Source organism: Ilumatobacter sp. (assembly GCF_039969435.1).
In the GTDB taxonomy this organism is placed as follows: domain Bacteria; phylum Actinomycetota; class Acidimicrobiia; order Acidimicrobiales; family Ilumatobacteraceae; genus Ilumatobacter_A.
Map to the genome: position 1 here is coordinate 63,711 of NZ_JBDVNU010000005.1, position 22,234 is coordinate 85,944.

Annotated in this window: 28 protein-coding genes; 16 read left to right on the forward strand and 12 right to left on the reverse strand. The window is 66.8% G+C overall.

Annotation, left to right across the window (positions count from 1 at the left end):
• Positions 1-161: 161 nt before the first annotated feature.
• From ABJK40_RS00755 to ABJK40_RS00770, 4 genes are all read right to left on the reverse strand, one after another.
• The gene (locus tag ABJK40_RS00755) at positions 162-1,031 is read right to left on the reverse strand and encodes a universal stress protein (RefSeq protein WP_348481131.1); all 870 of its coding nucleotides are present in this window, start codon (positions 1,029-1,031) and stop codon (positions 162-164) included.
• A gap of 175 nt (positions 1,032-1,206) precedes the next feature.
• On the reverse strand, positions 1,207-1,596 hold the full coding sequence (locus ABJK40_RS00760; RefSeq protein WP_348481132.1) for a hypothetical protein: 390 nt from the start codon (positions 1,594-1,596) through the stop codon (positions 1,207-1,209).
• Positions 1,593-3,026, reverse strand: a complete 1,434-nt coding sequence (locus ABJK40_RS00765; RefSeq protein WP_348481133.1) for a multicopper oxidase domain-containing protein — start codon at positions 3,024-3,026, stop codon at positions 1,593-1,595. The genes ABJK40_RS00760 and ABJK40_RS00765 overlap by 4 nt, the downstream gene beginning before the upstream one ends.
• Before the next feature lie 418 nt (positions 3,027-3,444).
• Positions 3,445-3,606, reverse strand: a complete 162-nt coding sequence (locus tag ABJK40_RS00770; protein WP_348481134.1) for a hypothetical protein — start codon at positions 3,604-3,606, stop codon at positions 3,445-3,447.
• Positions 3,607-3,720: 114 nt separating this feature from the next.
• Here ABJK40_RS00770 and ABJK40_RS00775 point away from each other — a divergent pair, with 114 nt between their 5' ends.
• The gene (locus tag ABJK40_RS00775; RefSeq protein WP_348481135.1) at positions 3,721-4,344 is read left to right on the forward strand and encodes a TetR/AcrR family transcriptional regulator; all 624 of its coding nucleotides are present in this window, start codon (positions 3,721-3,723) and stop codon (positions 4,342-4,344) included.
• Positions 4,341-5,822, forward strand: a complete 1,482-nt coding sequence (locus ABJK40_RS00780) for an FAD-dependent monooxygenase (protein ID WP_348481136.1) — start codon at positions 4,341-4,343, stop codon at positions 5,820-5,822. The genes ABJK40_RS00775 and ABJK40_RS00780 overlap by 4 nt, the downstream gene beginning before the upstream one ends.
• A gap of 109 nt (positions 5,823-5,931) precedes the next feature.
• Here the strand turns inward: ABJK40_RS00780 and ABJK40_RS00785 are convergent, their stop codons facing one another.
• A complete protein-coding gene (locus ABJK40_RS00785) occupies positions 5,932-6,282 on the reverse strand; it encodes a hypothetical protein (protein ID WP_348481137.1) in 351 nt (116 codons plus the stop codon).
• Here ABJK40_RS00785 and ABJK40_RS00790 point away from each other — a divergent pair.
• The 3 genes from ABJK40_RS00790 (at position 6,263) to ABJK40_RS00800 (ending at position 7,843) form a co-directional block, all read left to right on the forward strand.
• On the forward strand, positions 6,263-6,466 hold the full coding sequence (locus ABJK40_RS00790) for a hypothetical protein (protein WP_348481138.1): 204 nt from the start codon (positions 6,263-6,265) through the stop codon (positions 6,464-6,466). The two genes, ABJK40_RS00785 and ABJK40_RS00790, sit on opposite strands and share 20 nt — an antisense overlap.
• Positions 6,463-7,305 carry an ATP-binding cassette domain-containing protein gene (locus tag ABJK40_RS00795; RefSeq protein ID WP_348481139.1) on the forward strand — a complete coding sequence of 281 codons (843 nt, stop codon included), beginning with the start codon at positions 6,463-6,465 and terminating at the stop codon, positions 7,303-7,305. Before ABJK40_RS00790 ends, ABJK40_RS00795 begins: the two co-directional genes overlap by 4 nt.
• Before the next feature lie 61 nt (positions 7,306-7,366).
• Positions 7,367-7,843 (forward strand): nuclear transport factor 2 family protein, encoded by a 477-nt coding sequence (locus ABJK40_RS00800; RefSeq protein WP_348481140.1) that lies wholly within the window; start codon positions 7,367-7,369, stop codon positions 7,841-7,843.
• A 131-nt stretch (positions 7,844-7,974) separates the two neighbouring features.
• Here the strand turns inward: ABJK40_RS00800 and ABJK40_RS00805 are convergent, their stop codons facing one another.
• A complete protein-coding gene (locus ABJK40_RS00805; protein ID WP_348481141.1) occupies positions 7,975-9,453 on the reverse strand; it encodes a glutamine synthetase family protein in 1,479 nt (492 codons plus the stop codon).
• 202 nt (positions 9,454-9,655) lie between these two features.
• On the opposite strand from ABJK40_RS00805, the gene ABJK40_RS00810 reads away from it, so the two are divergent.
• A complete protein-coding gene (locus ABJK40_RS00810; RefSeq protein WP_348481142.1) occupies positions 9,656-10,354 on the forward strand; it encodes a DUF899 family protein in 699 nt (232 codons plus the stop codon).
• A 21-nt stretch (positions 10,355-10,375) separates the two neighbouring features.
• Complete coding sequence (locus tag ABJK40_RS00815; RefSeq protein ID WP_348481143.1) at positions 10,376-10,726, forward strand: hypothetical protein; 351 nt, start codon at positions 10,376-10,378, stop codon at positions 10,724-10,726.
• 48 nt (positions 10,727-10,774) lie between these two features.
• Here the strand turns inward: ABJK40_RS00815 and ABJK40_RS00820 are convergent, their stop codons facing one another.
• Positions 10,775-11,368: a TetR family transcriptional regulator gene (locus ABJK40_RS00820; protein WP_348481169.1), complete on the reverse strand. Its 594-nt coding sequence runs from the start codon at positions 11,366-11,368 to the stop codon at positions 10,775-10,777.
• Positions 11,369-11,443: 75 nt separating this feature from the next.
• Here ABJK40_RS00820 and ABJK40_RS00825 point away from each other — a divergent pair, with 75 nt between their 5' ends.
• From ABJK40_RS00825 to ABJK40_RS00835, 3 genes are read left to right on the forward strand one after another with little or no spacing between them, the layout of a single operon-like run.
• Positions 11,444-12,067, forward strand: a complete 624-nt coding sequence (locus ABJK40_RS00825; RefSeq protein WP_348481144.1) for a dihydrofolate reductase family protein — start codon at positions 11,444-11,446, stop codon at positions 12,065-12,067.
• 13 nt (positions 12,068-12,080) lie between these two features.
• Entirely contained in the window at positions 12,081-12,422 is a 342-nt protein-coding gene (locus ABJK40_RS00830; RefSeq protein ID WP_348481145.1) for a metalloregulator ArsR/SmtB family transcription factor, read from the forward strand.
• A 2-nt stretch (positions 12,423-12,424) separates the two neighbouring features.
• On the forward strand, positions 12,425-12,904 hold the full coding sequence (locus ABJK40_RS00835; protein ID WP_348481146.1) for an SRPBCC domain-containing protein: 480 nt from the start codon (positions 12,425-12,427) through the stop codon (positions 12,902-12,904).
• A 146-nt stretch (positions 12,905-13,050) separates the two neighbouring features.
• On the opposite strand, the gene ABJK40_RS00840 is transcribed toward ABJK40_RS00835, so the two are convergent.
• A complete protein-coding gene (locus ABJK40_RS00840; protein WP_348481147.1) occupies positions 13,051-14,631 on the reverse strand; it encodes an MFS transporter in 1,581 nt (526 codons plus the stop codon).
• Entirely contained in the window at positions 14,628-15,227 is a 600-nt protein-coding gene (locus ABJK40_RS00845; RefSeq protein WP_348481148.1) for an NADPH-dependent FMN reductase, read from the reverse strand. The genes ABJK40_RS00840 and ABJK40_RS00845 overlap by 4 nt, the downstream gene beginning before the upstream one ends.
• Positions 15,228-15,330: 103 nt before the next feature.
• On the opposite strand from ABJK40_RS00845, the gene soxR reads away from it, so the two are divergent.
• Positions 15,331-15,807: a redox-sensitive transcriptional activator SoxR gene (gene soxR / locus ABJK40_RS00850; protein WP_348481149.1), complete on the forward strand. Its 477-nt coding sequence runs from the start codon at positions 15,331-15,333 to the stop codon at positions 15,805-15,807.
• Between the two features lie 12 nt (positions 15,808-15,819).
• Here the strand turns inward: soxR and ABJK40_RS00855 are convergent, their stop codons facing one another.
• Positions 15,820-16,227 (reverse strand): hypothetical protein, encoded by a 408-nt coding sequence (locus ABJK40_RS00855; RefSeq protein WP_348481150.1) that lies wholly within the window; start codon positions 16,225-16,227, stop codon positions 15,820-15,822.
• Between the two features lie 187 nt (positions 16,228-16,414).
• On the opposite strand from ABJK40_RS00855, the gene ABJK40_RS00860 reads away from it, so the two are divergent.
• From ABJK40_RS00860 to ABJK40_RS00875, 4 genes are read left to right on the forward strand one after another with little or no spacing between them, the layout of a single operon-like run.
• Positions 16,415-17,254: a sulfite exporter TauE/SafE family protein gene (locus ABJK40_RS00860; protein ID WP_348481151.1), complete on the forward strand. Its 840-nt coding sequence runs from the start codon at positions 16,415-16,417 to the stop codon at positions 17,252-17,254.
• A gap of 60 nt (positions 17,255-17,314) precedes the next feature.
• The gene (locus tag ABJK40_RS00865; protein WP_348481170.1) at positions 17,315-17,926 is read left to right on the forward strand and encodes a rhodanese-like domain-containing protein; all 612 of its coding nucleotides are present in this window, start codon (positions 17,315-17,317) and stop codon (positions 17,924-17,926) included.
• Between the two features lie 23 nt (positions 17,927-17,949).
• Positions 17,950-18,231: a rhodanese-like domain-containing protein gene (locus ABJK40_RS00870; RefSeq protein WP_348510119.1), complete on the forward strand. Its 282-nt coding sequence runs from the start codon at positions 17,950-17,952 to the stop codon at positions 18,229-18,231.
• Positions 18,228-19,604 (forward strand): MBL fold metallo-hydrolase, encoded by a 1,377-nt coding sequence (locus tag ABJK40_RS00875; protein WP_348481153.1) that lies wholly within the window; start codon positions 18,228-18,230, stop codon positions 19,602-19,604. The genes ABJK40_RS00870 and ABJK40_RS00875 overlap by 4 nt, the downstream gene beginning before the upstream one ends.
• A 71-nt stretch (positions 19,605-19,675) precedes the next feature.
• On the opposite strand, the gene ABJK40_RS00880 is transcribed toward ABJK40_RS00875, so the two are convergent.
• Complete coding sequence (locus ABJK40_RS00880; RefSeq protein WP_348481154.1) at positions 19,676-20,134, reverse strand: rhodanese-like domain-containing protein; 459 nt, start codon at positions 20,132-20,134, stop codon at positions 19,676-19,678.
• Between the two features lie 150 nt (positions 20,135-20,284).
• Positions 20,285-20,656: a VOC family protein gene (locus tag ABJK40_RS00885; protein ID WP_348481155.1), complete on the reverse strand. Its 372-nt coding sequence runs from the start codon at positions 20,654-20,656 to the stop codon at positions 20,285-20,287.
• Between the two features lie 785 nt (positions 20,657-21,441).
• Here ABJK40_RS00885 and ABJK40_RS00890 point away from each other — a divergent pair.
• Positions 21,442-21,939 carry a GNAT family N-acetyltransferase gene (locus ABJK40_RS00890; RefSeq protein ID WP_348481156.1) on the forward strand — a complete coding sequence of 166 codons (498 nt, stop codon included), beginning with the start codon at positions 21,442-21,444 and terminating at the stop codon, positions 21,937-21,939.
• The last annotated feature ends 295 nt before the right edge of the window (positions 21,940-22,234 follow it).

Sequence of the window (22,234 nt, forward strand, 5' to 3'; positions counted from 1 at the left end):
GGCTCAGGCTACGCCCTGGCCGACTGCGACGAGCAGGCGGGTCGAGTCCGGTGCCGCCACCACCGCTGCGACCGTCACCGCCGCCCCACCACCGCCGTGTGGCGAATCCACCCGAGCGCCCGACCCTCGGGGCGGAGCAGATCCCGGATCCAGCTCGGTGCTCAGCTCTCGTCGGTCGGCGAGGGAACGATGACGATCGTCGTCTCGGCTCGATGCAACACCTCGGTGGTCGTCGATCCGAGCAGTGCCGCCTTGAGCCCACGTTGGCCACGCTCGCCCACCACCACGAGATCGGCGCCGTCGGCGGTGTCGAGCAGCGCATCAGCAGGGTGACCGCCGACGAAGTGGCGTTCGAACGAGCGATCCGGTCGCGAGGCCTCGACGTCGTCCATGATCGCGTCGAACGAGGCGTGCGCCGCGTCGAAGTCGGCGGCCTGCATGTAGAGGTCGAGACTGACTCCCCAGGACGAAGGCTGCCACGCACCGACCACCTCGATCGTCGCGCTCGCAGGAGCGAACTCGGTCGCCCACCGCAGCGCTGCGCAGGCTCCGGCGGAACGGTCCATCCCGACCACGACCCGCTCGATGTCACCCCTCAGCGGTGCCGACGACGGAACGATCGCCACGGGAGTGCGGGCGTGGGTCGCACACTGGTGACTGACGGACCCGACGACCAGCCGTGCGAACCCACCCAGTCCACGCGTGCCGAGCACCAGGAGGTCGGCATCGGCCGATGCCTGGAGCAGGACGTCGGCCGTGAGGCCGTACTCGACCTGCGTCGTCAGGTCGACACCGATCTCGCCGAACCGAGCCGCCAGGCGGTCCGGGTCCGGATGCGCCGTCTCGGGCTCGACATCGACCTCGGGAAGCACCATCATCCCGGCACCCACCAGCGTCGGATGATGCCAGGCCTGCACGACGTGGACCGCGGTCGCTCGACCCCGTGCATTCGCGAGGCACCACTCCAGTGCGTGCTCCGCTCCCTTCGATCCGTCGCAACCCACGACCCATCGCGTTGTCATCGTGCTCATGTCCCCATCGTGCGGGCAGACGACCCCGCCGACCAGGGTCCAACGACCCACATCACGATCGTCGCGTCGCCCCTGATTCCGAGGAGGTCGGCGGCCAGCCGCTCGCCGCGGAATGCCGGCGTCGAACGGCTCGGACGACCCACGACGGGCGGAACGCGCCGAGCGTGGCGCAGCGCTATGCGTTCACGGTGACGGTGAACTCGCCCGACGGGTGGACCGAACAGCCGCCGGCGAACACGCCCGCCACGTTGAACCGCTGACGGAGCGTCTCGCCGGCACCGACGAACCACGGGCCGACGAGATGTGCCCGGTCGTCGTGGTTCACGATCTGGATCGTCTCGTCGAGGTTGGCGACCAACTCGCTCGGGAGGATGACGAGGGGCTCGCCGGCATCGATCCGGTCACCGGTGCCCGCCGGGATCACGTAGTCGAACGTCGGCTGCTCGGCACCGCCTTCGCCCGAGTCCGTCCCGCACGACGTGCCGACGACTCCGGCCAGCACCAACGCCGCCACCGTCACGATCCGCACCACCCACAACGGATGCTCCGGAGCAACGGTTCTCACCCCTCCTCCTTCGGATTCACGATCAGAGCGGTGACCATCCCGAACATGCCCTCGGCCCTTTCCACGTGGGTGAGGATGTGGCAGTGGTAGACCCACGTGCCCGGGTCCTCCGCATGGAACAGCACCGAGTAGCGCTCGCCCGGCGCGACGTTGACGGTGTCGGCCCAGTACGGGTTGTCGAGCGGGATGCCGTCCTTCGCGAACACCAGTTGCGGGAACTGGTGCAGGTGCATCGGGTGGGCCGTGAGGCCCTCGTTGTAGTAGTGGATCACGCCCCACTCGCCTTCGTCGATCACGATCGGCTCGGTGGCCGGGAAGCTCTTGCCGTTCAGCGACAGCCCGATCGTGCCGGCGTCGTTGAGCACCAGCGGTTTGTCGAACTGCGGCACGACGTCCTCGGGAATCGTGACACCGGAGATCGTCTCGCCGTACGGAAGAGGTGTCTCGCCGATCTGGAAGGCGGCGAACATCCCGTTGATCACCGAGGTCTGGCTGTGGAGGTGCGCGTGGTACATCCCGATCGCCGGGTCCTCGGCGACGAACTCGTAGAGGTACGTCTCACCGGTCGCGACCGGGTCCTGCGTGTACGGCGACACCCCGTCCTGGTCGTTGGGGGTGTGGATGCCGTGCCAGTGGATGTCCGAACCCATCGGCGTGAGGTTGGTGAACTCGACCTGGACCTTGTCGCCGACGCCGACGTTGATCCGCGGGCCCGGGACCTGCCCGTTGTACGCCCACGCCTCGACGATCTCACCCGGTGCGACCTCCCAGGGGATGACCTCTGCGGTCAGCGTGAACTTCTTCGTGCCGTCGGCGAGGATCTCGGGTTCGAGGATCTGGTTGCCGAGTCCCTCGGTCTCGGCCGGGAAGGCGAGCATCGAGTCGATCATCAACTGGTCCATCTGCTCGGCCGTGAGTCCCGCGTGCTCGTCACCGAGCTCGGCAGGGGCGAATTCGTCGGCGTCGGTGATGACGAGATCGGCGAGCATGCCCGACGATTCGTGACCCGCGATGCTGCAGAACAGTTCGTAGGTACCCGGTGAGAGTTCACCCAGTGCGAGGGTGTCGACGCCTCGCGACATCAGGTTCGCCGAGCCCAGCCCCAGTTCGCGTACCTGCAGATTGTGTTCGATCGCTCCACTGTTCACCACGTTCAACACCACCTCACCGGCCGGCGCACTCAACTCGCCGTCGATCGCGAACTCGCTCAACGAGATGTCCAGATCGCTGACGATGGCGTCCTCGCCGGACCCGCCGTCGTGCAGGAGCGCCACGAACGCCAGCGCCACCAACCCGAGGAGCATGGCCAACATGGCGATCGCACCCGCCCCCAGGATCACCGATCCGAGCAGCGACGATCGGTCGGAGTCGGGACGCGACGGGGGTGGATTCGCACCAGCGGGTGCGTCGGGACGATCGAGAACGGTCATCGGGGTGTGCTCCTGGACGGGGGGATACTGACGCTCCTCATCGTCCCGGTCGGCCGCCGGCCGGAGCAGGGCCGAAAGGCCCGAAGTCGATCGGCGATCTCGAACGACCGATGGTTCTCGGCGTCGACGCATCGGCTCGCACGCGCCACGACGCAGCGCACACGAGAGACTCGGACGCCCCCCATGATTCACGACGACCGACGACCTGTGCTCCCCCGTGACGCCATCCGACGCACGTCGCCTGGGGCGATCATCGGCGCCACATCGCACCGCGACGATCGGCGATCCACCGGGCACCCGCCGACGACCTGCAGAACGCGCTGTTCCTGCGACGGACCCGCGCGGCGGAGCGGTGCGGACGAGTGACGAGGTGCCGTCCCCGACGAACGCCCCGTCACCGTCCCGCACCCGGGTGCGGTCAACCGAAGAGGCCGCCGAACAGCCCGCCGAACAGGTCGTCGAGCAGGTCGGCCGTCCCGGACGCGTACCCGGGCTGGAACGGCGAGTCGTCCGGACCCGGCTCGAAGTTCGACTGATCGGGCTGCGGATCGAAGTTCGACTGATCCGGGCCGGGTCCCACTCGAGGCCGTACGGCGCGGACGTCGCCGCTGCGGTTGCGTCCGTCTCAAGCGGAGGCTTATGCTCCGTTTGTGGATGATGTTCCGTGGCCGGCCGACGACGGGGAGGCGTCGCGATGAGATCGGACGCCCGACAGAACCGCAAGCGCATCCTGGACGCCACGGCCGGGCTCGTCCTCGAAGTGGGCGGTGAACCGTCCCGCGATGCAGTGGCCGAGCGCGCCGCCGTCGGCATCGGAACCGTGTATCGACACTTCCCGGATCGCCAGTCGCTGCTCCACGCCACAGCCCGTCACGTGTTGGTACGCACCATCGAAGCCGGGGAGTCGATCGTCTCGGACGTCGACAGCGCCGACGCTCTCGGGGAGTACATGCACGCAGCGATCGACAACGGGATCGGTGTCGTCAACATCCTCCATCCGCTGCTCGACGACACCGACTGGCCCGACCTCCAGGCCCGGGCCGGATCACTCATGACCGCTCTGATCGAACGCAATCGACGGGACCACCCGGACCGAACCGACCTCTCGGTCGGCGACATCGCATTCGCGACCATCCGATTCGGACGGCCACTCGCCATCGGGCTTCCCCCGGACGAGGACCGCGCCATCGCGCACGGCCAGCTCGCTCGATACATCGACGGGCTCCACAGCCGCATCGACACCACCACCCGCACCGCCACCCGCGCCACCACCCGCACCCCGCCCCTGCGCCGACCCGGAGAGCAGACGCCGACGTGAACGCCGATCCCGCACGCACGAACGTACGCGAGCATCAGGTCGTCGTCGTCGGGAGTGGGCCTGCGGGGATGATGCTCGCCGCGGAGTTGACCCTGGCCGGCATCGACGTGGTCGTGATCGAACGCCGACCGAACCAGGACCTCGAGAGCCCACGTTCGCGCGGACTGCACGCTCGAACGATCGAGGTCCTCGATCAGCGCGGAATCGCCGACCGGTTCCTCGCCGCGGGCTCCACCGCCCAGGTGCAGGCGTTCGCCGGCATCCCACTCGACATCAGCGACTTCCCGACGCGCCACAACTACGGCCTGGCACTCGTGCAGAGCGACCTCGAAAGGATCATGGCGGGATGGATCGACGAACTCGGCGTACGCGTCCTGCGCGAACGAGACGTCACGACGTTCACCCAGGACCAGGACCATGTCGAGGTCGGCTGTTCCGACGGCAGCCGACTGCACGCCGACTGGCTGGTCGGATGCGACGGCAGCCACAGCACGGTGCGCAAGACGGCCGGCATCGACTTCGCCGGCTGGGACCCCACGATCTGCTGGATCACCGCCGAGGTCGAGATGCGAGAACAGCCTCGCTTCGGTCTGCGCGGAGGCGGGGGAATCGGCCCGGCCGAGTCCGGACGAATCGGTGTCACCCTCGCCGAACCGGACTCCGAGAGCCGGTTCACCGAGCCGACCCTCGACGATCTGCGAGCCGCACTCGTCCGCGTCGACGCAACCGACTACGGCGCACACAGCCCCCGGTTCATCTCGCGCTTCACCGACATGACGCGCCAAGCCGTCACCTACCGCGCCGGACGCGTCCTGCTCGCCGGTGACGCTGCGCACGTGCACGCACCGCTCGGCGGACAGGGACTCAACCTCGGCGTCCAGGATTCCGTCAATCTCGGCTGGAAGCTCGCCCGAGTGGTCCTGGGAACGTCACCGGACGCCCTCCTCGACACCTACCACGCCGAACGACACCCCGTTGCCGCCCGGGTGATGCACAACACCATGGCCCAACGTGCGCTGGGCGCCACCGACGATCGGACCTCCGCACTGCGCTCCGTCATGTCCGACCTGCTCGCATTCGACGAGCCACGCACACACATGGCAGCGATGATCTCCGGACTCGACATCCACTACGCAACCGGCCGCACCGCCGATGACGATCACCCGATGATCGGCCGACGCGTTCCGGACCTCGACCTGGTCACGTCCGACGGGCCGAGTCGCATCTACGAACACCTCCACCGGGCCGAACCGCTCCTTCTCGACCTCGACCCCGGATCGGACCTCGACACGTCGCGATGGCGCGAGCGGGTTCGGCACATCGACGCCACCTGCACCGGTACGTGGGAACTCCCCGTCCTCGGCGAGGTCCCGGCTCCCTCCGCTCTGCTGATCAGACCCGACGGCCATGTCGCCTGGGCCGGAAGCCGGACGGACACGGGGCTTCACGTGGCACTTCGCACCTGGTTCGACGCATGATCGGACCGGGTCGAGGTGAGCGACCAGTTGCGCGTACGCGCAGCTCACGACGCACGAACGCAGGGACGGATCGGCGAGAGGATCGCTCCGCCTCGGACGGACGACGAGGTCAGGTCCCCGTCCCGTCGGATCGGCGAACGGGCCGACGGGTCGAGCGGACGATGTCGCGAACCAGCGTCGCCACGGCCCTGCGCCCCCGACGTACCGACCAGGTCGAGGGCCGCCCGACGTCGCGGAACGGCCACCACAGTTGGCCGACCATGGTGGGCGGTACCGCGTCGTCGACGCCGTAGACCGTCGGTCGCTCTCCTCGCGGCATCCGATACGTGCCGAAGACCATGTCCCACACGGGAAAGAGGATCGAATAGTTCGTGTGGTGAGCGGCCGGGACGTTCGAGTGGTGCCAGTGGTGGAACTCGGGCGTGACGAGCAGTCGGTGGATGACCGTCCTCAGCCCCACCCGAGCCGCGGCGGCGGCCACGGTCGCATGGATCCTGGTGGCATTCGTCGCCCGCGCCGTCGTCGACGATCAGTTGGCGGCCTTCCTCCCGGCCGCGCAACTCGTTGCACTCGTCGCAACGGTGGTGTTCGCGGCCGTCACCGTCGCTCGACGCGACGCGTTCGAACGGCTTGCGAGCGCATGAGCCCCGCCCACGTCCACATCGACGGCCTCGTCCACGGGTTCGGACAACGCAGTGTGCTCGACGGCATCGACGTCCTCGCGCAAGGCGGGGTGATGTCGCTGCTCGGTGCGAACGGAGCGGGAAAGACCACCCTCTTGCGGTGTCTCGCGACGGTCCTGCAGCCGCTCGACGGCACCATCCGGATCGATGGTCTCGATCCGCGTCGCGAGGCGGAACGCGTCGAGGTTCGCCGGCGCCTCGGATACCTGCCCCAGGAGGTGGGGTTCACGCGGTCCGCCACCGTGTTCGACACGCTCGACCACATCGCGGTGCTGAAAGGACGTCGCGACGAACGGCGGCGGCGTCACGACGTGTTCGAGGCGTTGGACCGGGTGCGCCTCACCGACCGAGTCGCCGACCGGGTGACATCGCTGTCGGGTGGGATGCGGCGGCGCCTCGGCCTCGCGCAAGCGATCATCGGGGACCCGACGTTGCTCGTGCTCGACGAGCCTGCTGCGGGCCTGGACCCGGACGAACGCCAGAACGTCCGCTCGATTCTCGCCGAGCGGCGACGTGAGCAGACGACACTCGTGTCGACGCACCTCACCGACGAGGCAGCGGGGTCCGACGTCGTGCTCGTCCTGCACGGCGGACGGATCGTGTTCGCCGACACCCCCGAGCGTCTGGCGATGGTCGCAAGTGGTCGCGTCTGGATCCAGGCGCACCCACCCGGTCCGGACGTACGGGCGTCGTGGCGCCGTGCCGACGGTTCCCACCGTTGCCTCGGGACCCCGCCGCCCGGCGCGAGTGCCGTACCACCGACGATCGAAGACGGCTACCTGCTCCTCGTCCGCTCGTGAGTCACGGTGTCCGGCGTCGTCCGGCCGCCGCACCACAATCGTTGTGGGGCATGATGAATCGATGGACGCCGCACTGCAGGAGATGCTCGATGCTCGTGCGATCGAGCAACTGATGATCCGGTACATCGACCGCGTCGATGCCAACGACCCGGTCGGCGCAGCAGCCTGTTTCGCCGAGGACGGAGTCGGCGTCTACTGGGGCGACTACCACGGGCGAGAGGCCATCGCCGACCGTCTCGCGGAGATCCTCGCCGGGTTCACGGTGACCAGTCACCACCTGACGAACGTGGCGCCGGTGATCACGGGCGACTCGGCGACGTCGCAGGCGTACGTCTACGCATTCCATCGTCGGGTCGACAGCGGCGACTTCCTCCACTACTGGGGGCGATGGGTGGACGAACTCCGCAAGGACGAGGGACAGTGGTTGTTCGTCCGTCGAGAAGTCGTCGGCGTCGGCACGATGGTCCCCGGCGACGCCGAACGCGGTCGATCACACCCCGGTCACCCGGGCCGGCTGCTCACCGACGCAGATCACTGACGGCGGCCGGGAGCTCGACTCCGGTGTCGGAGGACGCAACATCGCCAACGGACCAACCTCTGTTGATCCGTCCCGGACGGATCAACAGAGGTTGACCCGGCCGGAGCGCCCGGAGTTCGCTGGATCGACGTTCAGCCGACGTGCCAGTACCGATCGATCAGCTCGGCTCGGGCTTCCTCGTTCTTCGCCGCACTCTTGACGAGCTTCGAGTTCTCGTCGCTCCGCAACTGCTCGAGGACTTGGTCGATGAGTTCACCGGGGAACACGTCGTCGGCTTCGAACTGCACCCGAACCTTCTCGAGTTCGTCGGCCGACTCGGAACACGAGGAGGGCAGCTGATCGAACTCGTCGTTGTCGGTCGTGCTGAGTCGCTCGGCGACCGCCAGGCTGTCGGGGTCCTCGAGTCCGTGCCGTGCTGCGACTGCCATTCCGGCCATGAGAAGGTGAACGTCGGCTGAGCCGTCGGCGACTCGAAGCTCGATCGTCTGCGGGTGGATCTCCGGATCGACGACGGTCGGGCTGGTGTCGGGATTGGCGTGTTCGAGCATGCCGGGCATCACGCCCTCGTTCCAGGCCAGCGGTACACGGACGAGTCCGGTGCGGTCCGTCTCCCCCCAGCAGATGTCCTCCGGGGATTCGTCACCCTCGCTGAAACGCAGGTACGACGTCGGCACGGTGTTGCCGAACGCAGTGAGCGCTTTGGCCGCCGACAGGTACCCGGCGATGACCGTGCGGCCGGTGTCGTTGATGCCGTGCTGCCCCACGATCGCGTTCGCACCGTCGCGCACGAGTCGACTGTGGATGTGGAGGCCGTTCCCTGCCCCCTTCGTGCTGACCAGTGGCGCGAAGGTGACCTCGAGACCATGGGAGTAGGCCACCTCCCTCACCACCCATTTGGCCAGCACGAGCGCATCGGCGGCTTCGGTCAGCGGCATCGGACTCAACTCGATCTCGTGCTGGACCAACTGGCGCTGCTCGTCCACGACGTTCCCCACCTCCCCGTGTGTGTACTTGAGCTGCACACCCATCTCGCGGAGGTGACCGAGCACTTCCTCGCGTACACGTTGACCTTTCGAGAAGGGCGCCGATTCCTGGTAGCCACGCTCCTCTTCGACGGGGTAGATGCGTTCCGCCTCGTCCACGAGGTAGTACTCCAACTCCCCGAAAGCCTCCAGGACCATTCCCGTCTCGTCGGCGAGCACGTCGGCGGCCCGACGCACGATCTGTTCACGGGCGAACGCGAAGGGGGCGCCGGATTCGTCGTAGAACGAGCACAACAGATCCAGGGACGGACGGTGCCCGAACGGGTTCACGAACGCGGTGGCGTGCCGGGGAACGATGTAGACGTCACTGGTGGACGTCTGAACTGCCGGAAAGATGCTCGAACCGTCGACCCGTTCACCGTGAGTCAGGACTTCGAGCAGGTGCCGACGCGAGTTGATCGGAAAGGCCAACGTCTTCAATCGTCCGTCGCCGCCGACGTAACGCAGATTCACCTGCGTCAAACCCAACTCCTCCACGGCGTTGGCGAGATCATCGGCGGTGAACGACGCGGAGGGTTTGTCCAGCACTCGCACGATCGGGTGAGCCACGAAGGATTCCGAAATCATGCTCGATTCTACCGGGAACTTCCTGCCAGAAGCAGGGCCTGTGCTTCGTTCCGGGTGGCGCCATCCATCCCGCCTCGTCATGCACCGGAGACGGCGCCGATGCGGTGGAGATCGTGCGGTCGGCGTTTGGTGAGCGGGTGATCGGAGACCTTGACGGTGGAAGCACCCACATGACGCGGGCGACATCTCCGAGGAGATTCAGATGACTGACCAACGGACACTCACCCCCGCCAGTGAGCTGGCAGCCGAGAACCCGACCACGTTCCCCAACGAGAGCGACGACTACCGCCGAGCGCGCAACGAGTTGCTGGCCGAGGAGATCGAACTGCGCCGCCATCTGTGGCGTGTCGCCGAACAGCGACGCGCGCTTCCGCCCGGCGGCGAGATCCCCCAGGACTACCGCTTCGACGGTCCGGACGGTCCCGTGACGCTGTCGGACATGTTCGGTGACCAGCACACTCTCATCGTGTACTCGATGATGTACGGACCCGAGCGAGACGAAGGCTGCCCGATGTGTTCGTCCATGCTCGACGCATGGGACGGCGAAGCCCGCCACATCGAACATCGCGCTGCACTCGCCGTGGTGGCGCGGTCGCCGATCGATCGCATCGTCTCCTACGCCGAGACGCGTGGGTGGTCGGGTCTGTCCTTCTACTCAGACCCGACTGGCGACTACACCGCCGACTACGCGGGCGAGCGCGATGCCGACGCGCCGGCCTACACCGTGTTCCAGCGACGCGACGGAGTCGTCCGCCACTTCTACAGCGGCGAAGCGACGATGGAGATGGCGGACCCTGGCCAGGACCCGCACGCAGCACCCGACATGAATCCGCTGTGGGTACTGCTCGACACCACACCCGACGGGCGCGGCACCGACTGGTACCCGTCCCTCGACGACTGAGACGGATGCGGGAGACGAGACATGGCGTCCTACGAGGTGAACACCGATGCAGTCGACAAGGCTCGTGCGCTGATCGACGCACGTCAGTACGTGCTCGACAGCGACTGGGGTGACGCCCAGCCGTCCACCGACGACCAGAACGCGTTCCTCGACGATCACACCTGGGGCGAGTACGCGTCATGGCACCTCGGTCTCACCGTCGGTGCGAACGACGAGACCAAGGCACGTCACGGGTTCGTGTTCGGTGACTTCCGGCGCGTTCACCGCAGCGCGCTGATCGCGTGCGTCTACCGGGCGAGCGAGTGGCGCCACAAGGACGTCGAACTTGCGGCGCACGACCTGCTCCAACACCTCGACACCACGAGCGCGTGACCGCGAACCGGGCCCGGGCTGCCGGATCCATTCGTGCAGGAGTGGATCTCAGCGCGTGTCGAGTGCGGGGTGCACATCTCGGAACAGGCCGGCGACGAGTCGATCGATGACGTGATCAGTTGTCGTGGCCGGATCGATGGGCGCGGTGAGTCGGTCGAGGATCAATCCGTCGAGCGCGTAGTGGAACAGCGCGACCTCGTCGCGACCGCCGGGAAGTCCTGCGTCGGTGTGGAATGCCACGTCCGCCGAGAAGCCGGCGCCCTGCCATGCCCGCACGAGGCGGGCCACGTCGGGGTTGCGGCTCGCTTCGAGACGCAACTCGAACAGAGCGAGGGTGACGTCTCGCTCGGTCGTCAGCCTGGACACGATGTCGCGCATGTAGTCGCCGAACAGCTTCGCGGACGGGCGGCGACGACCGAGTCTGGCGAGGACCTCGGGATCCGGGGCGAGCCGCGCGCCGATGCGGTCGAAGACCTGCGCGAGGAGCTCACCGCGATCAGCGAAGTAGTTCGACGCTGTCCCGATCGGCGTACCTGCCGTTTCGTCGATGGCGCGGAACGTCAGCCCGCGAGCCCCGCGTCCAGCGAGGAGGTCGATTGCTGCGTCCAGGAGCAGGGTGCGGCGTCGGGTGTTCGTGGCGATGGACACACGGTAGCCAAACCACGTCAGATGTCGTAGTCTCCGACCACTACAACTGTCGTATACGAAGGAATCTTCATGCGCTCGCTCACCTACCACGTCGCTGTCAGCATCGACGGATACATCGCAGATCCAGACGGATCGTTCGATGCATTCGCACAGACCGGCGACCACATCGACGCCCTGATCCACGACGTGCCTGAGACCCTGCCCGGCCACGTCCTGTCAGCACTCGGGGTCGACGCCACCAACGACACGTACGACACCGTGCTGATGGGGTGGAACACCTTCGCCGTGGGCCTGCCGCACGGCATCGACGACCCCTACCCGCACCTGCGTCAGTACGTCTTCAGTCGCACCCGCCCACCGGGCGATGTCGGCGGCGACGTCCACCTCGTCGCCGACGATCCGATCGAACTGGTCCGGGAACTGAAATCGGAATCATCCACGAAGGACATCTGGCTCTGCGGCGGCGGCGCACTCGCAGGCGCGCTCCGCGACGAGATCGACCGACTCGTCCTCAAGGTCAACCCGGTGCTGCTCGGCTCCGGAATTCCGCTGTTCGAGCCCGAAGAAGCGACGAGTCGACCGTTCGTCCTCGAGTCGACGCGCTCGTTCGACACCGGCGTCCACATGGCCTCGTATCGAGCAGGAAGTCGACGAGAGACACGACGAACCATTGACATTCAACGATTGGATTGAATATCATTCAGAGGTGTCAGCCGTGATGAACCAACCGACGTCGGAGACGTTTCGTGCGCTCGGAGATCCAGTTCGATGCACGATCGTGGAGTACCTGGGCGACCACGGCGACACCAACGTCAACGAGCTGGCAGCGCTGTTTCCCATCTCGCTGCAAGCGGTGTCGAAGCACATCAAGGTCCTCCAGGCCGCCGGCGTCGTCGCGCAGCGTCACGAGGGCCGACACCGGCCGGTGTCCCTCAGAGCATCCGCTGTCACCGGCGCGGTCGACTGGCTCGACCAACGCCGACGCCGACTCGAAGCCCGCTACGAACGCCTCGACGAGGTGCTCGCCGATCTCCAAGGAACCGCCTGAACATGACCACCCCATCGACCGTGCACACCCGCGCCGGAGAACAGTCACTGAGCTTCACTCGTGAGTTCGACGCCCCCGCAGCTCTCGTCTTCCGAGCCCACACCGAGCCGAACCTGTTCGGCAGGTGGACCGGCCCTCGAGGCACCACCTGCGACCTGGAACACTTCGACGCGACGACCGGCGGCTCGTTCCGCTACAGCGTCATCGGCGACCAGCCCTACACCTTCCACGGCTGCTACCACGAGGTCACGGCGCCGACGCGGATCGTTCACACGTGGGAATTCGTCGGCGATCCCGGCCGACCGACGCTCGAAACACTGACCTTCGTCGAACTCGGCAACGGCCGCTGCCGGATCGAGGGCCAGTCCGTCTACACATCGGCCGAGCAGTGCGCCGAGATGCTCGAGTTCGATCAGAGCGGCGACGGGATGGACGAGAACTTCGAACGCCTCGACACGTTGCTCGCCGACGAACTCGGCTGAACCGTCACCGACGACACCCCGGAAGTTACGTCGCTCACGACAGTGGACGGTGTGAGTTGACGGCGGCTGTCGATCCACTCCTGATCGGCATGGTCGGCACGGGGGCAGTCGACGATCGATGTTCCCCAACCGTCCGGTCTGACGGATCAGGACCCACCGACCGCGCCGATGATCCGTGCAGTCGGCTGCTCGGTGGTGTCGGTCGCAGCGGAGCGAGGAAGCCAGCGTCGGGCAGCCAGCGCCGCCGCGAAGGCGAGTGCGGCCGCTGCGACGAGCGCCACGAACATGCCACCGAGGAAGGCGTCACGCGCCGAGTCGAGGAACACCGTGGGCCGGCCGTTCGAGAGTTCCGGTGCGTTGGCGATCGCACCGGCGAGCCCGTCACGCACCTCGGACGCAGCGTCCGGAGCGAACCCGTCGAGCGTCGGCAAGCGACTCACGTACACCGTCGACGCGAGCGACCCGAGGATTGCGACACCGAGCGCTCCCCCGAGTTCCCGGGTCGCGTCGTTCATGGCCGACCCCATGCCCGCTCGGGATCGTGGCACCGCGGACATGATCAGCGTGGTCAGCGGCGACATCGTGATGGCCATCCCCGTGGCGAGGGGCACCAGTGCCAGTTCGACCCACCAGACCGAGTCGAGCTGGGAGAGCCCGGCGAGGAGCGCGAGCGCGCCGCCGATCGTCGCGAGCCCGGTCGGGACCACCCGGTCCACGCCGAAGCGATCGACCAACGACGCAGCACGAGGCGACACCAACATCAGGGTGAACGACATCGGCAGGATCATCAGACCCGCCGCCAGCGGCGACAGGCCGTGGACGAGCTGGAAGAGCTGGGTGATCAGGAAGAAGATGCCGAACATCGTGAAGAACGCGAGCCCGATCCCCGCCGAGGCGACGCTGAACCGTCGGTCGCGGAACAGCGTGAGGTCGAGCATCGGATGGGACGAGTGCGACTCCCAGGTGAAGAACGCAGCGATCGCAACCACTGCGAATGCGAGGGTGCCGAGTGTGGCCGCCGACGCCCATCCCGCTTCGGGGCCTTCGATGATGGCGTAGACGAGCGCACCGATGCCGACGACCGAGAGCAGCGCGCCAGGAACGTCGAGGCGCGTCTCGTCAGGGTCGCGGGATGTGGGCACCAGTCGGTGACCGGCGATCAGCGCGACCGCGGTGATCGGCACCGTGAGCAGGAACACCGAGCCCCACCAGAAGTGCTCGAGCAGGAAGCCCGACGTCGGAGGTCCGAGTGCGGCGCCACCGGCGGCGATGCCGGCCCACATCGAGATCGCCCGCGCACGCTCGTGCGCCGGGAACACGTTCGTGAGGATCGACAGCGTCGAGGGCATGACGAAGGCCGCACCGAGGCCCATCGTGGCGCGGGCGGCGATGACCATCTCCGAGGTGTCGGCTCGCGCACCGAGCGCGGCGGCGACGAGGAAGAGGGCGAGCCCGCCCTGGAGGGCACCCTTGCGTCCGAAACGGTCGCCGAGCGTGCCCGCGGCGAAGAGCATCCCGGCGAAGACGAGCCCGTAGGCGTCGACGATCCACTGGAGGTCGCTGCTCGTCGCATTCAACTCACGCGCGATCGACGGGAGCGCGACGTTCAGGCTCGCGTTCGACACCATGACCAGCGTGAGGCTGAGGCACAGGACGCCGAGGGTCCACCAGCGCCGGGGCTCGACGGCCTCGTCTGCGTCCGCATGTACGTCCGGTGCAGTCGTCACGGCGCGAACATCACTGCATCGCGAGCGACGGCGAGAGCCGATCCCCACCAGACGAGATCGTCGAGCACGACACCCAACGCCGCAGTCGCACCGGGCTCGTCGCCCGGCCGGCCGTGGTCGTCGAAGCCGTTCCACGGACCGTGGAAGCTCACCGTGTCCCGGATGCCGTGGGCGTGCAACTCGTTGAAGACGCCTCGCAGGTGCTCGACCGCGCGCAGTCCGCCGGACACGCCACCGTAGGAGACGAAGCCGACCGGCTTGCGCTTCCACGGATCCTTGACGAAGTCGATCGCATGCTTGAGCGACGCCGGGTAGCTGTGGTTGTACTCCGGTGTGACCACGAGGAAGGCGTCGGCTTCGTCCACGCGTCTGCGGAGGTCCTCGACCGCGGCGTTCGCACCGAAGCCGAACCGGGTCGGCAGGTCGAGGTCGTCGAGATCGATCTCGTCGACGACGATGTCGGGTCGGTCGGCCATCCGGGCGACCAACCAGTCGGTGAGCGCACGCCCGCGTCGACCCTCGCGTGTGCTCGCGACGATCACGGCGAGTCCGATCGGTCGGTCGAGTCGATCCCGGGGTGCAATGTTCGATGACATCTGCGAGACGCTAGAACTTCAAGTGAACTTGAAGGCAAGGGGCAGACGACGTGACATCGGTCCGCCGCCGGCCGCCCGACGACCATCGGACGGAACCCACGAGATGACCGAACAGGACGCCGAGATGACACAGATCGACGAGACCATGCTGACGATCGGTGAGTTGGCGGCACGTGCCGGCGTGGCCACCTCGGCATTGCGCTTCTACGAGAGCGAGGGTCTGATCACCTCCGAGCGCACCGATGTCGGTCATCGACGGTTCCTGCGATCGACCCTGCGGCGCGTGTCCTTCATCCGCGTGGCCCAGCAATTGGGGCTGAGTCTCGATGACATCCGCTCGTCGCTCGGTTCGCTCCCCGACGGACGCACACCGACGAGGGAGGACTGGACCGAACTGTCACAGGCGTGGCGACCGCGTCTCGACGAGCGGATCTCCATGCTCGAACGACTCCGTGACCGTCTCGACGGTTGCATCGGCTGTGGGTGCCTCTCGCTCGAGGCCTGCCACCTCTTCAACTCCGGCGACCGTGCCGCAGCCAGGGGAACCGGTGCCCGCTTCGTCGTCGGCGACCCCATCTGAGTCGAGCGTCGGTCACCCGCCCCGAGGCGCTGCTCCGTCGGCGAAGTGCTCGGCTTCGACCGGCCGCATGAAGATGTCGACGGCCTGCCACATCGTGTAGGAACTCGGATAGAGCAGGACGGGCAACAGAAGGCCGCCGGCGCCGAGTGCGACGAAGAGGGGAACGGTCGGAAAGTCCGGCCAGGTCGCCAGCATGACGCCGCCGAGGATGAACACGAGTGGGCCCATGCTGATGATGGCCGCGACCGCTGCGGCGCCCAGTTCGTAGCCATCCAGCCCCCGTCGCCATCCGATGCCGCACGTTCGGCAGTGCGCGACCTTGCTCGTCCACCCCGTGAAGAAGGCGCCGCGACCACCACACCAGGCACACCGTCGGAACAGACCGCGGAACAGCATCGTCGGAAGGCTCGGTCGGTCCATGAGATGAACGATAGCGCCGGACCTAAAGGTACGTACAATTTGAGATCGCCGATTGTCCCGGTTGCCCCGATCCTCCCGACGATCTGACGTTGCATTTGTACGTACATTTGATACGATCATTTCCACTTCCTATGAGATCGCCTGCTCGCTCCCTCCCCTCGGACGTTGCCCGAACGGCTGACACGGCATGACCGGCGACGTGATCGCGATCGCTCTCGGGCTGCTCGTCGGACTGTCGCTCGGGGCGCTCGGCGGCGGCGGCTCGACTCTCGCTGTGCCGATCCTGGTGTTCGTCGCCGGACTTCAGGCTCAGGACGCAACAACCGCGTCGCTGCTGGTCGTCGGTCTGGCCGCGGCATTCGGAGTCGTGAGCCATCACCGCCACGGCAACGTCCGCCTGCGCGCCGGTCTCGCATTCGGTGCTGCCGGCGTCGTCGGCTCACGGATCGGGTTGCTGGTCAATCGTTCGCTCGACGAGAACGTCCTCCTCATCGCGTTCTCCGTGCTGATCGCGTTCGTCGCAGTCCGCATGTACCGCAGTGTCGGTCCGTCCGAGGTGGCGGTCGATGTGGACGACGAAGACGAGGTGACGAGCAGCACTGGTCCGGTTCTCACGAAGGAGCGGGCCGTCTCCCGGGCTGCGCTCGACCTGTCGGCGTCTGCGCTCGTCAAACTGGCCGGCGCTGCGACGATCGTCGGCCTGCTGACCGGCCTGTTCGGGGTCGGTGGTGGTTTCGCCGTCGTGCCGGCCCTGACGCTGCTGTTGAAGTTTCCTGCGAAGGAGGCGATCGGCACCTCTCTCGTGGTGATCGTCATCAACGCGGCCATCGCGCTCGCGATGCGCGCCGGTGACATCGAGTTCGACTGGGGCGTCGTCGCTCCGTTCCTCGCGACCGTGACGGTCGGCGTGGTCGTCGGTACGCGCGTCGCGCACGACATCGAAGCCGATCGCCTGACCCGTGCATTCGCGCTCATGTTGGGCGCCGTCGCGCTCTACACCGCCGCCTCCACCTTCTTGACCCCGTGACCACCCCACCCCACCCCACCCCACCCCACCCAGGAGAGAATCATGACCGACACGACCGACATGACCACGCCAGCTCCGTCCGACGACGCGATCACCAGCTCGATCGACACGGACGTCATCGATGCATCGCATCTCCGGCAACTGATCGCCGAGGACCCGATGATCCGGATCCTCGACGTTCGCACATTCGGTGAGTTCGACAGCGTCCACATTCCCGGCTCGTACAACGTCCCGCTCGACACGCTCGGCGAGCACGCACGTGATCTCGCATCGCTCGACCACCCGGTCGTCCTGGTGTGCAAATCCGGCGCACGCGCCGACCAGGCGCACGGCAAGCTCACCGGAGCCGGCAAGCAACGTCTGCACCTCCTCGAAGGCGGTCTCGACGCTTGGCAGTCCGCCGGTGGCGATGTCGTACGTGGGAACTCGACGACGTGGGCGATGGACCGCCAGGTGCGTCTCGTCGCCGGATCGATCTCGCTGGTCGGGATCCTCGGTTCCATCGTCGTCCCGAAGGCCAAGTGGCTGGCAGGTTTCGTCGCGACCGGTCTGACGTTCTCGGCGTTGAGCAACACGTGCGCGATGGGCAACGCCCTCGGCAAGCTCCCGTACAACAAGGCGCGCGGGTGCGACATCGACGCCGTGCTGAGCGAGATGCGGCGAACGGCGTGACGATGACCTACCGAGACCACCCCGTGACGGACCACCGGTCCGTCGTCGTCGACGACACACAGCTCGTCGACGTCCGTGAACCTGCCGAATACGCGTCGGGCACCCTCGACGGTGCGGTCAACATCCCGCTCGGGGATCTGACGGAGCGCATCGGCGACCTCGATGCGAACCGACGCGTCGTGCTGCTCTGTCGCAGCGGAAACCGCAGCAGCCGTGCAGCCCGCCACCTCGTCGACGCAGGTTTCGACGACGTCGTCAATCTCGCCGGAGGCGTGATGGCCTACACCCAGGAGGAACAACCGTGATCTTCACCCAGTACTACCTCGACTGCCTGTCGCAGGCGTCGTACCTCATCGGTGACGAGACCTCGGGACGCGCTGTCGTGGTCGACCCGCGTCGCGACATCGACGAGTACGTCCGCGATGCCGCCGATGCCGGGCTCACCATCGAGCTGGTCGTCGAGACCCACTTCCATGCCGACTTCCTGTCCGGTCACCTCGAACTCGCCGAGGCGACCGGTGCGGCGATCGCCTACTCGTCGGTCGCGGAGACCGAGTTCGAGTCCCGCAAGCTCGCCGACGGTGAGCGCATCGAACTCGGCGAGATCACACTGGAGATCCGGCACACGCCTGGGCACACGCCCGAGTCGCTGTGCATCGTGGTGTGGGAACATGCAGACGATGTCGAGCCGCACGCCGTGCTGACCGGTGACACGCTGTTCATCGGTGACGTCGGGCGTCCCGACCTCTTGTCGTCGATCGGTGTCACCCGCGGGGAACTCGCCGATCAGCTCTACGACAGCCTCCATCAGCAACTCCTGACGCTGCCCGACTCGACTCGCGTCTACCCGGCCCATGGCGCAGGCAGCTCGTGCGGCAAGAACCTGTCGACCGACACCTGGTCGACCATCGGGGAGCAACGCCGCACCAACTACGCCCTCCTCGCGGCCGACAAGCAGGCGTTCTTCGACCTCGTCACCGAGGGCCAACCGCCCGCGCCGAGCTACTTCATCTACGACGCCGTCCTCAACCGCCGGGATCGTCCGTTGCTGGACGAGAACGAGCGCCCCACCACACTCGATCTGGACACGTTCGACCTGCTCGTCGCCGACGGCGCCATGATCGTCGACGGACGTGACCCCGAGGACTTCGCACGCGGCCACCTCGCCGCCTCGATCAACGTCGGCCTCGGCGGCCGCTACGCCGAATTCGCCGGATCGGTCATCCCCAGCGACGTCGACATCGTCCTCGTCGTCGACGACGGATTCGAGAAGGAGGCACGGAACCGTCTCGCACGCATCGGCTTCGACCGCGTCGTGGGCTACCTCGAGTTCCCGACGGTGGTCATGGCCGACCACCCCGACCGGGTCGAGCGAGCCTCACGACTCTCGGCGATCGACTTCGGCGAGCGTCGCAACGACATCGACGGTCTGCAACTCGTCGACATCCGCAACCCCGGCGAGGTCGAGCACGGAACGATCCCCGGAGCGATCAGCATCCCGGTCGGACAGCTCCCGAACCGCCTCGACGAACTCGACGCCACCGCACCCACCGTCGTCTACTGCGCAGGCGGATACCGATCATCGGTCGCGGCCAGCGTGCTGCGCCACGCCGGCTTCGACGACGTCTCCGACATCCTCGGCGGATACGGCGCCTGGCAGGAGACACAACCCGCCTGACCCGAGCGGGTCGGTCGCACACTCACTGCCGCGCCCGTCGCCGCCGAGCGTCCACCCGGCGACCCGGTCGCTCAACCTGCGATCAGGGGCAGACCAGCCGCCTGCCATCCGACGATCCCGCCATCGACGTCCTCGACGGACCGGAATCCGAGGTCGACCATGATCTCGCGGGTTCCGCTGCTTCGATTCCCCGACCTGCAGTAGAGGACGTACGGCACGTCGGGATCGAACTTCGCCAGTTCCTCTGCGAAGTCGTCGCGGGAGAAGTCGAGCAGCACCGCACCTTCGATGTGTCCTTCGTCGAACTCCTCCTTGGTGCGAACATCCAGGATCACGAGATCCTCCGGGGAATCGGCGATGGTCGCCGCCGCCTGCGTCGGAGGAACGACCCGGACACCTTCGGCATCGGTCGCTTCGACCTGAGTCGCCACGTGTGAGTCAGCGGAGGTACCGGAGTCGCTTCCACCGCAGGCCGCGAGCACGACCGAAGCGACGAGGGCGGCGGAGAGAAACGATCTGGTCGACACCATGTCGGTGATTGTACGGTCAAATGCACCTCGGGTCGACGCAGGCTAACACCGGACAGTGGGCACGTGGAACGAGCTCGCCCTCGTGACGAGCGTCGTTGCACATGTACGAGCGGCGAACCGCCCCAGATCGTGCGGTCTCCCAACGGCCGGCTACTCGCTCAGGTGGCACACCGCTTCGACGTTGTTGCCGTCGGGATCCCGGACGAAACCGCCGTAGTAGTCGGGGTGGTACTCGGGCCACAATCGCGGTCGGTGGAGCACCTCGGCGCCCGCTTCCCTCGCAGCCTCGAAGAATTCGTCGACCCCGGCTCGGTCGGGCGCGCTGAACGCGATGTGGGACTCGCGGAATCCGTGTCCGGTCGTCTGCGGTCCGATCCAGAAGTCGGGCATCGGTGGGACGCCGTATCCGATGGTGTCGCCGAAGTCCATGATTCTCTGTCCACCGATCGTGGCAAGGACCCGGTCGTAGAAAGCTGCGCTCGCGCCGATGTCAGCGCACTGAATGGAGAGATGGTCGAGCACGCCACGAATTCTCGCGCAGCCGCACACCGACCTGCGGCACATGCACTACGTGTCCATCGTGATCGCGGAGTGACCGAGTCGTACTCGAACGACCTTCGGGTGCACCCCGCCAGTGGGCGAATTCTCGCAACGTGCTCGACGTCCGGAAGTGACCTCTGATCCGAGGTGATCGGGGAGCCGGGTGCGAGGATCGAACTCGCCACCTCATGATTACAAGGCTCAGACAGCCCGTCCGTGAGGTATCGGGCCGTGCGTTCCAGCCAGGAAACATGCGGGATTCGCGATCGTGTGCGTGCAGCCATTCCGTCCCGTGGCATCTGATGGTGGACAGTTCGTGGACACCACGTGGACAGCGGACGTCACGCACCACCGAACAGCTTCTACCCAGGGACGCATTCCACGGGAGTCCCCTGCACGTTATGTGACAGGTGGTCGCGATCAGATTGCCGGATCCCGGACGGGTCTGAGGCGGTCGCCAGGACGCGAATATCGAGCACTGCACTGGGGCCGCAGTCGCACGCGGGTCTGGTGCTCAGGACCGGATTATGGAGCGCACCATATGTGCGTCGGGTCGTGCCGGGGTGACCGAAACGGGACGGTCGGCTGGTCTTCGCGTCGGGTAACGTCCGATCTTTCCGAAGGAGCTTTTTGAAGTCGAATCTCACATCCTGAACCGCCGTGCACGCCCGCCGAAGGGTGATGTGCGGCTCGCCGCCGGGTCGAGTCGCGCCTCGACTCCCCGGTACGACTGTTCAGTTCATCGACATCACGAAAGGACCACACCGTTGAACAACCTCAACGTTCGCGCCGCCACACTGGCGGACGCCGACCACATCAAGCAGCTCGCGCTCGACAACCACATGTTCGAGCCCGACGAGATGGGCGACTTCGACGAGATGCTCTCCGGTTTCTTCGGCGGCACCCTTGAGGACCACCACTGGGTCGTCGCCGCCCACGCCACGAGCGGCGCAGTTGCTGCTGCGGCGTATTACGCACCGGAACCGTTCGCGGATCGGATGTGGAACCTCTACTTCGTCGCGACCGCTCCCGAGCATCATGGCTCGGGAGCCGGGACGATGCTCATCGAGCGCATCGAAGAACATCTTCGTCACCTCGGCGATGAAGCAGCCCGAACGTTGATCGTCGACACTTCCAGTGTCGGCGACTACGACCAGGCACGAGCGTTCTACACCCGGCGCGGCTTCGTGGAAGAAGCACGTCTGCGGGACTTCTACGGACCTGGTGACGACAAGGTCACCTTCTGGAAGCGTCTCCGCGACTGAGGCATGGGTCGGCGCCGGGTCATCCCGACGCCGACCGACCGCCATCCACTCCAGCACAGACTGATGGGGAATGACCGACGTTGTCCTACGTCAATCGGCACGAGTGACACGCCACCGCAGAACAGGCCGGGACGGCGATTCTGTGACGTCACGATTTTGCCGATACGTGGCGGGGTGAGGTTGCTGTCGGCTGGGTTACCGAGCGCTTGTTATGCGTGGTCGACCGATGCTCCGTTCGGATCGGCCGGAGAGAGCTGTTTGCTCACCGCAGCAGGCGGGATGCGGGGCCGGCGAG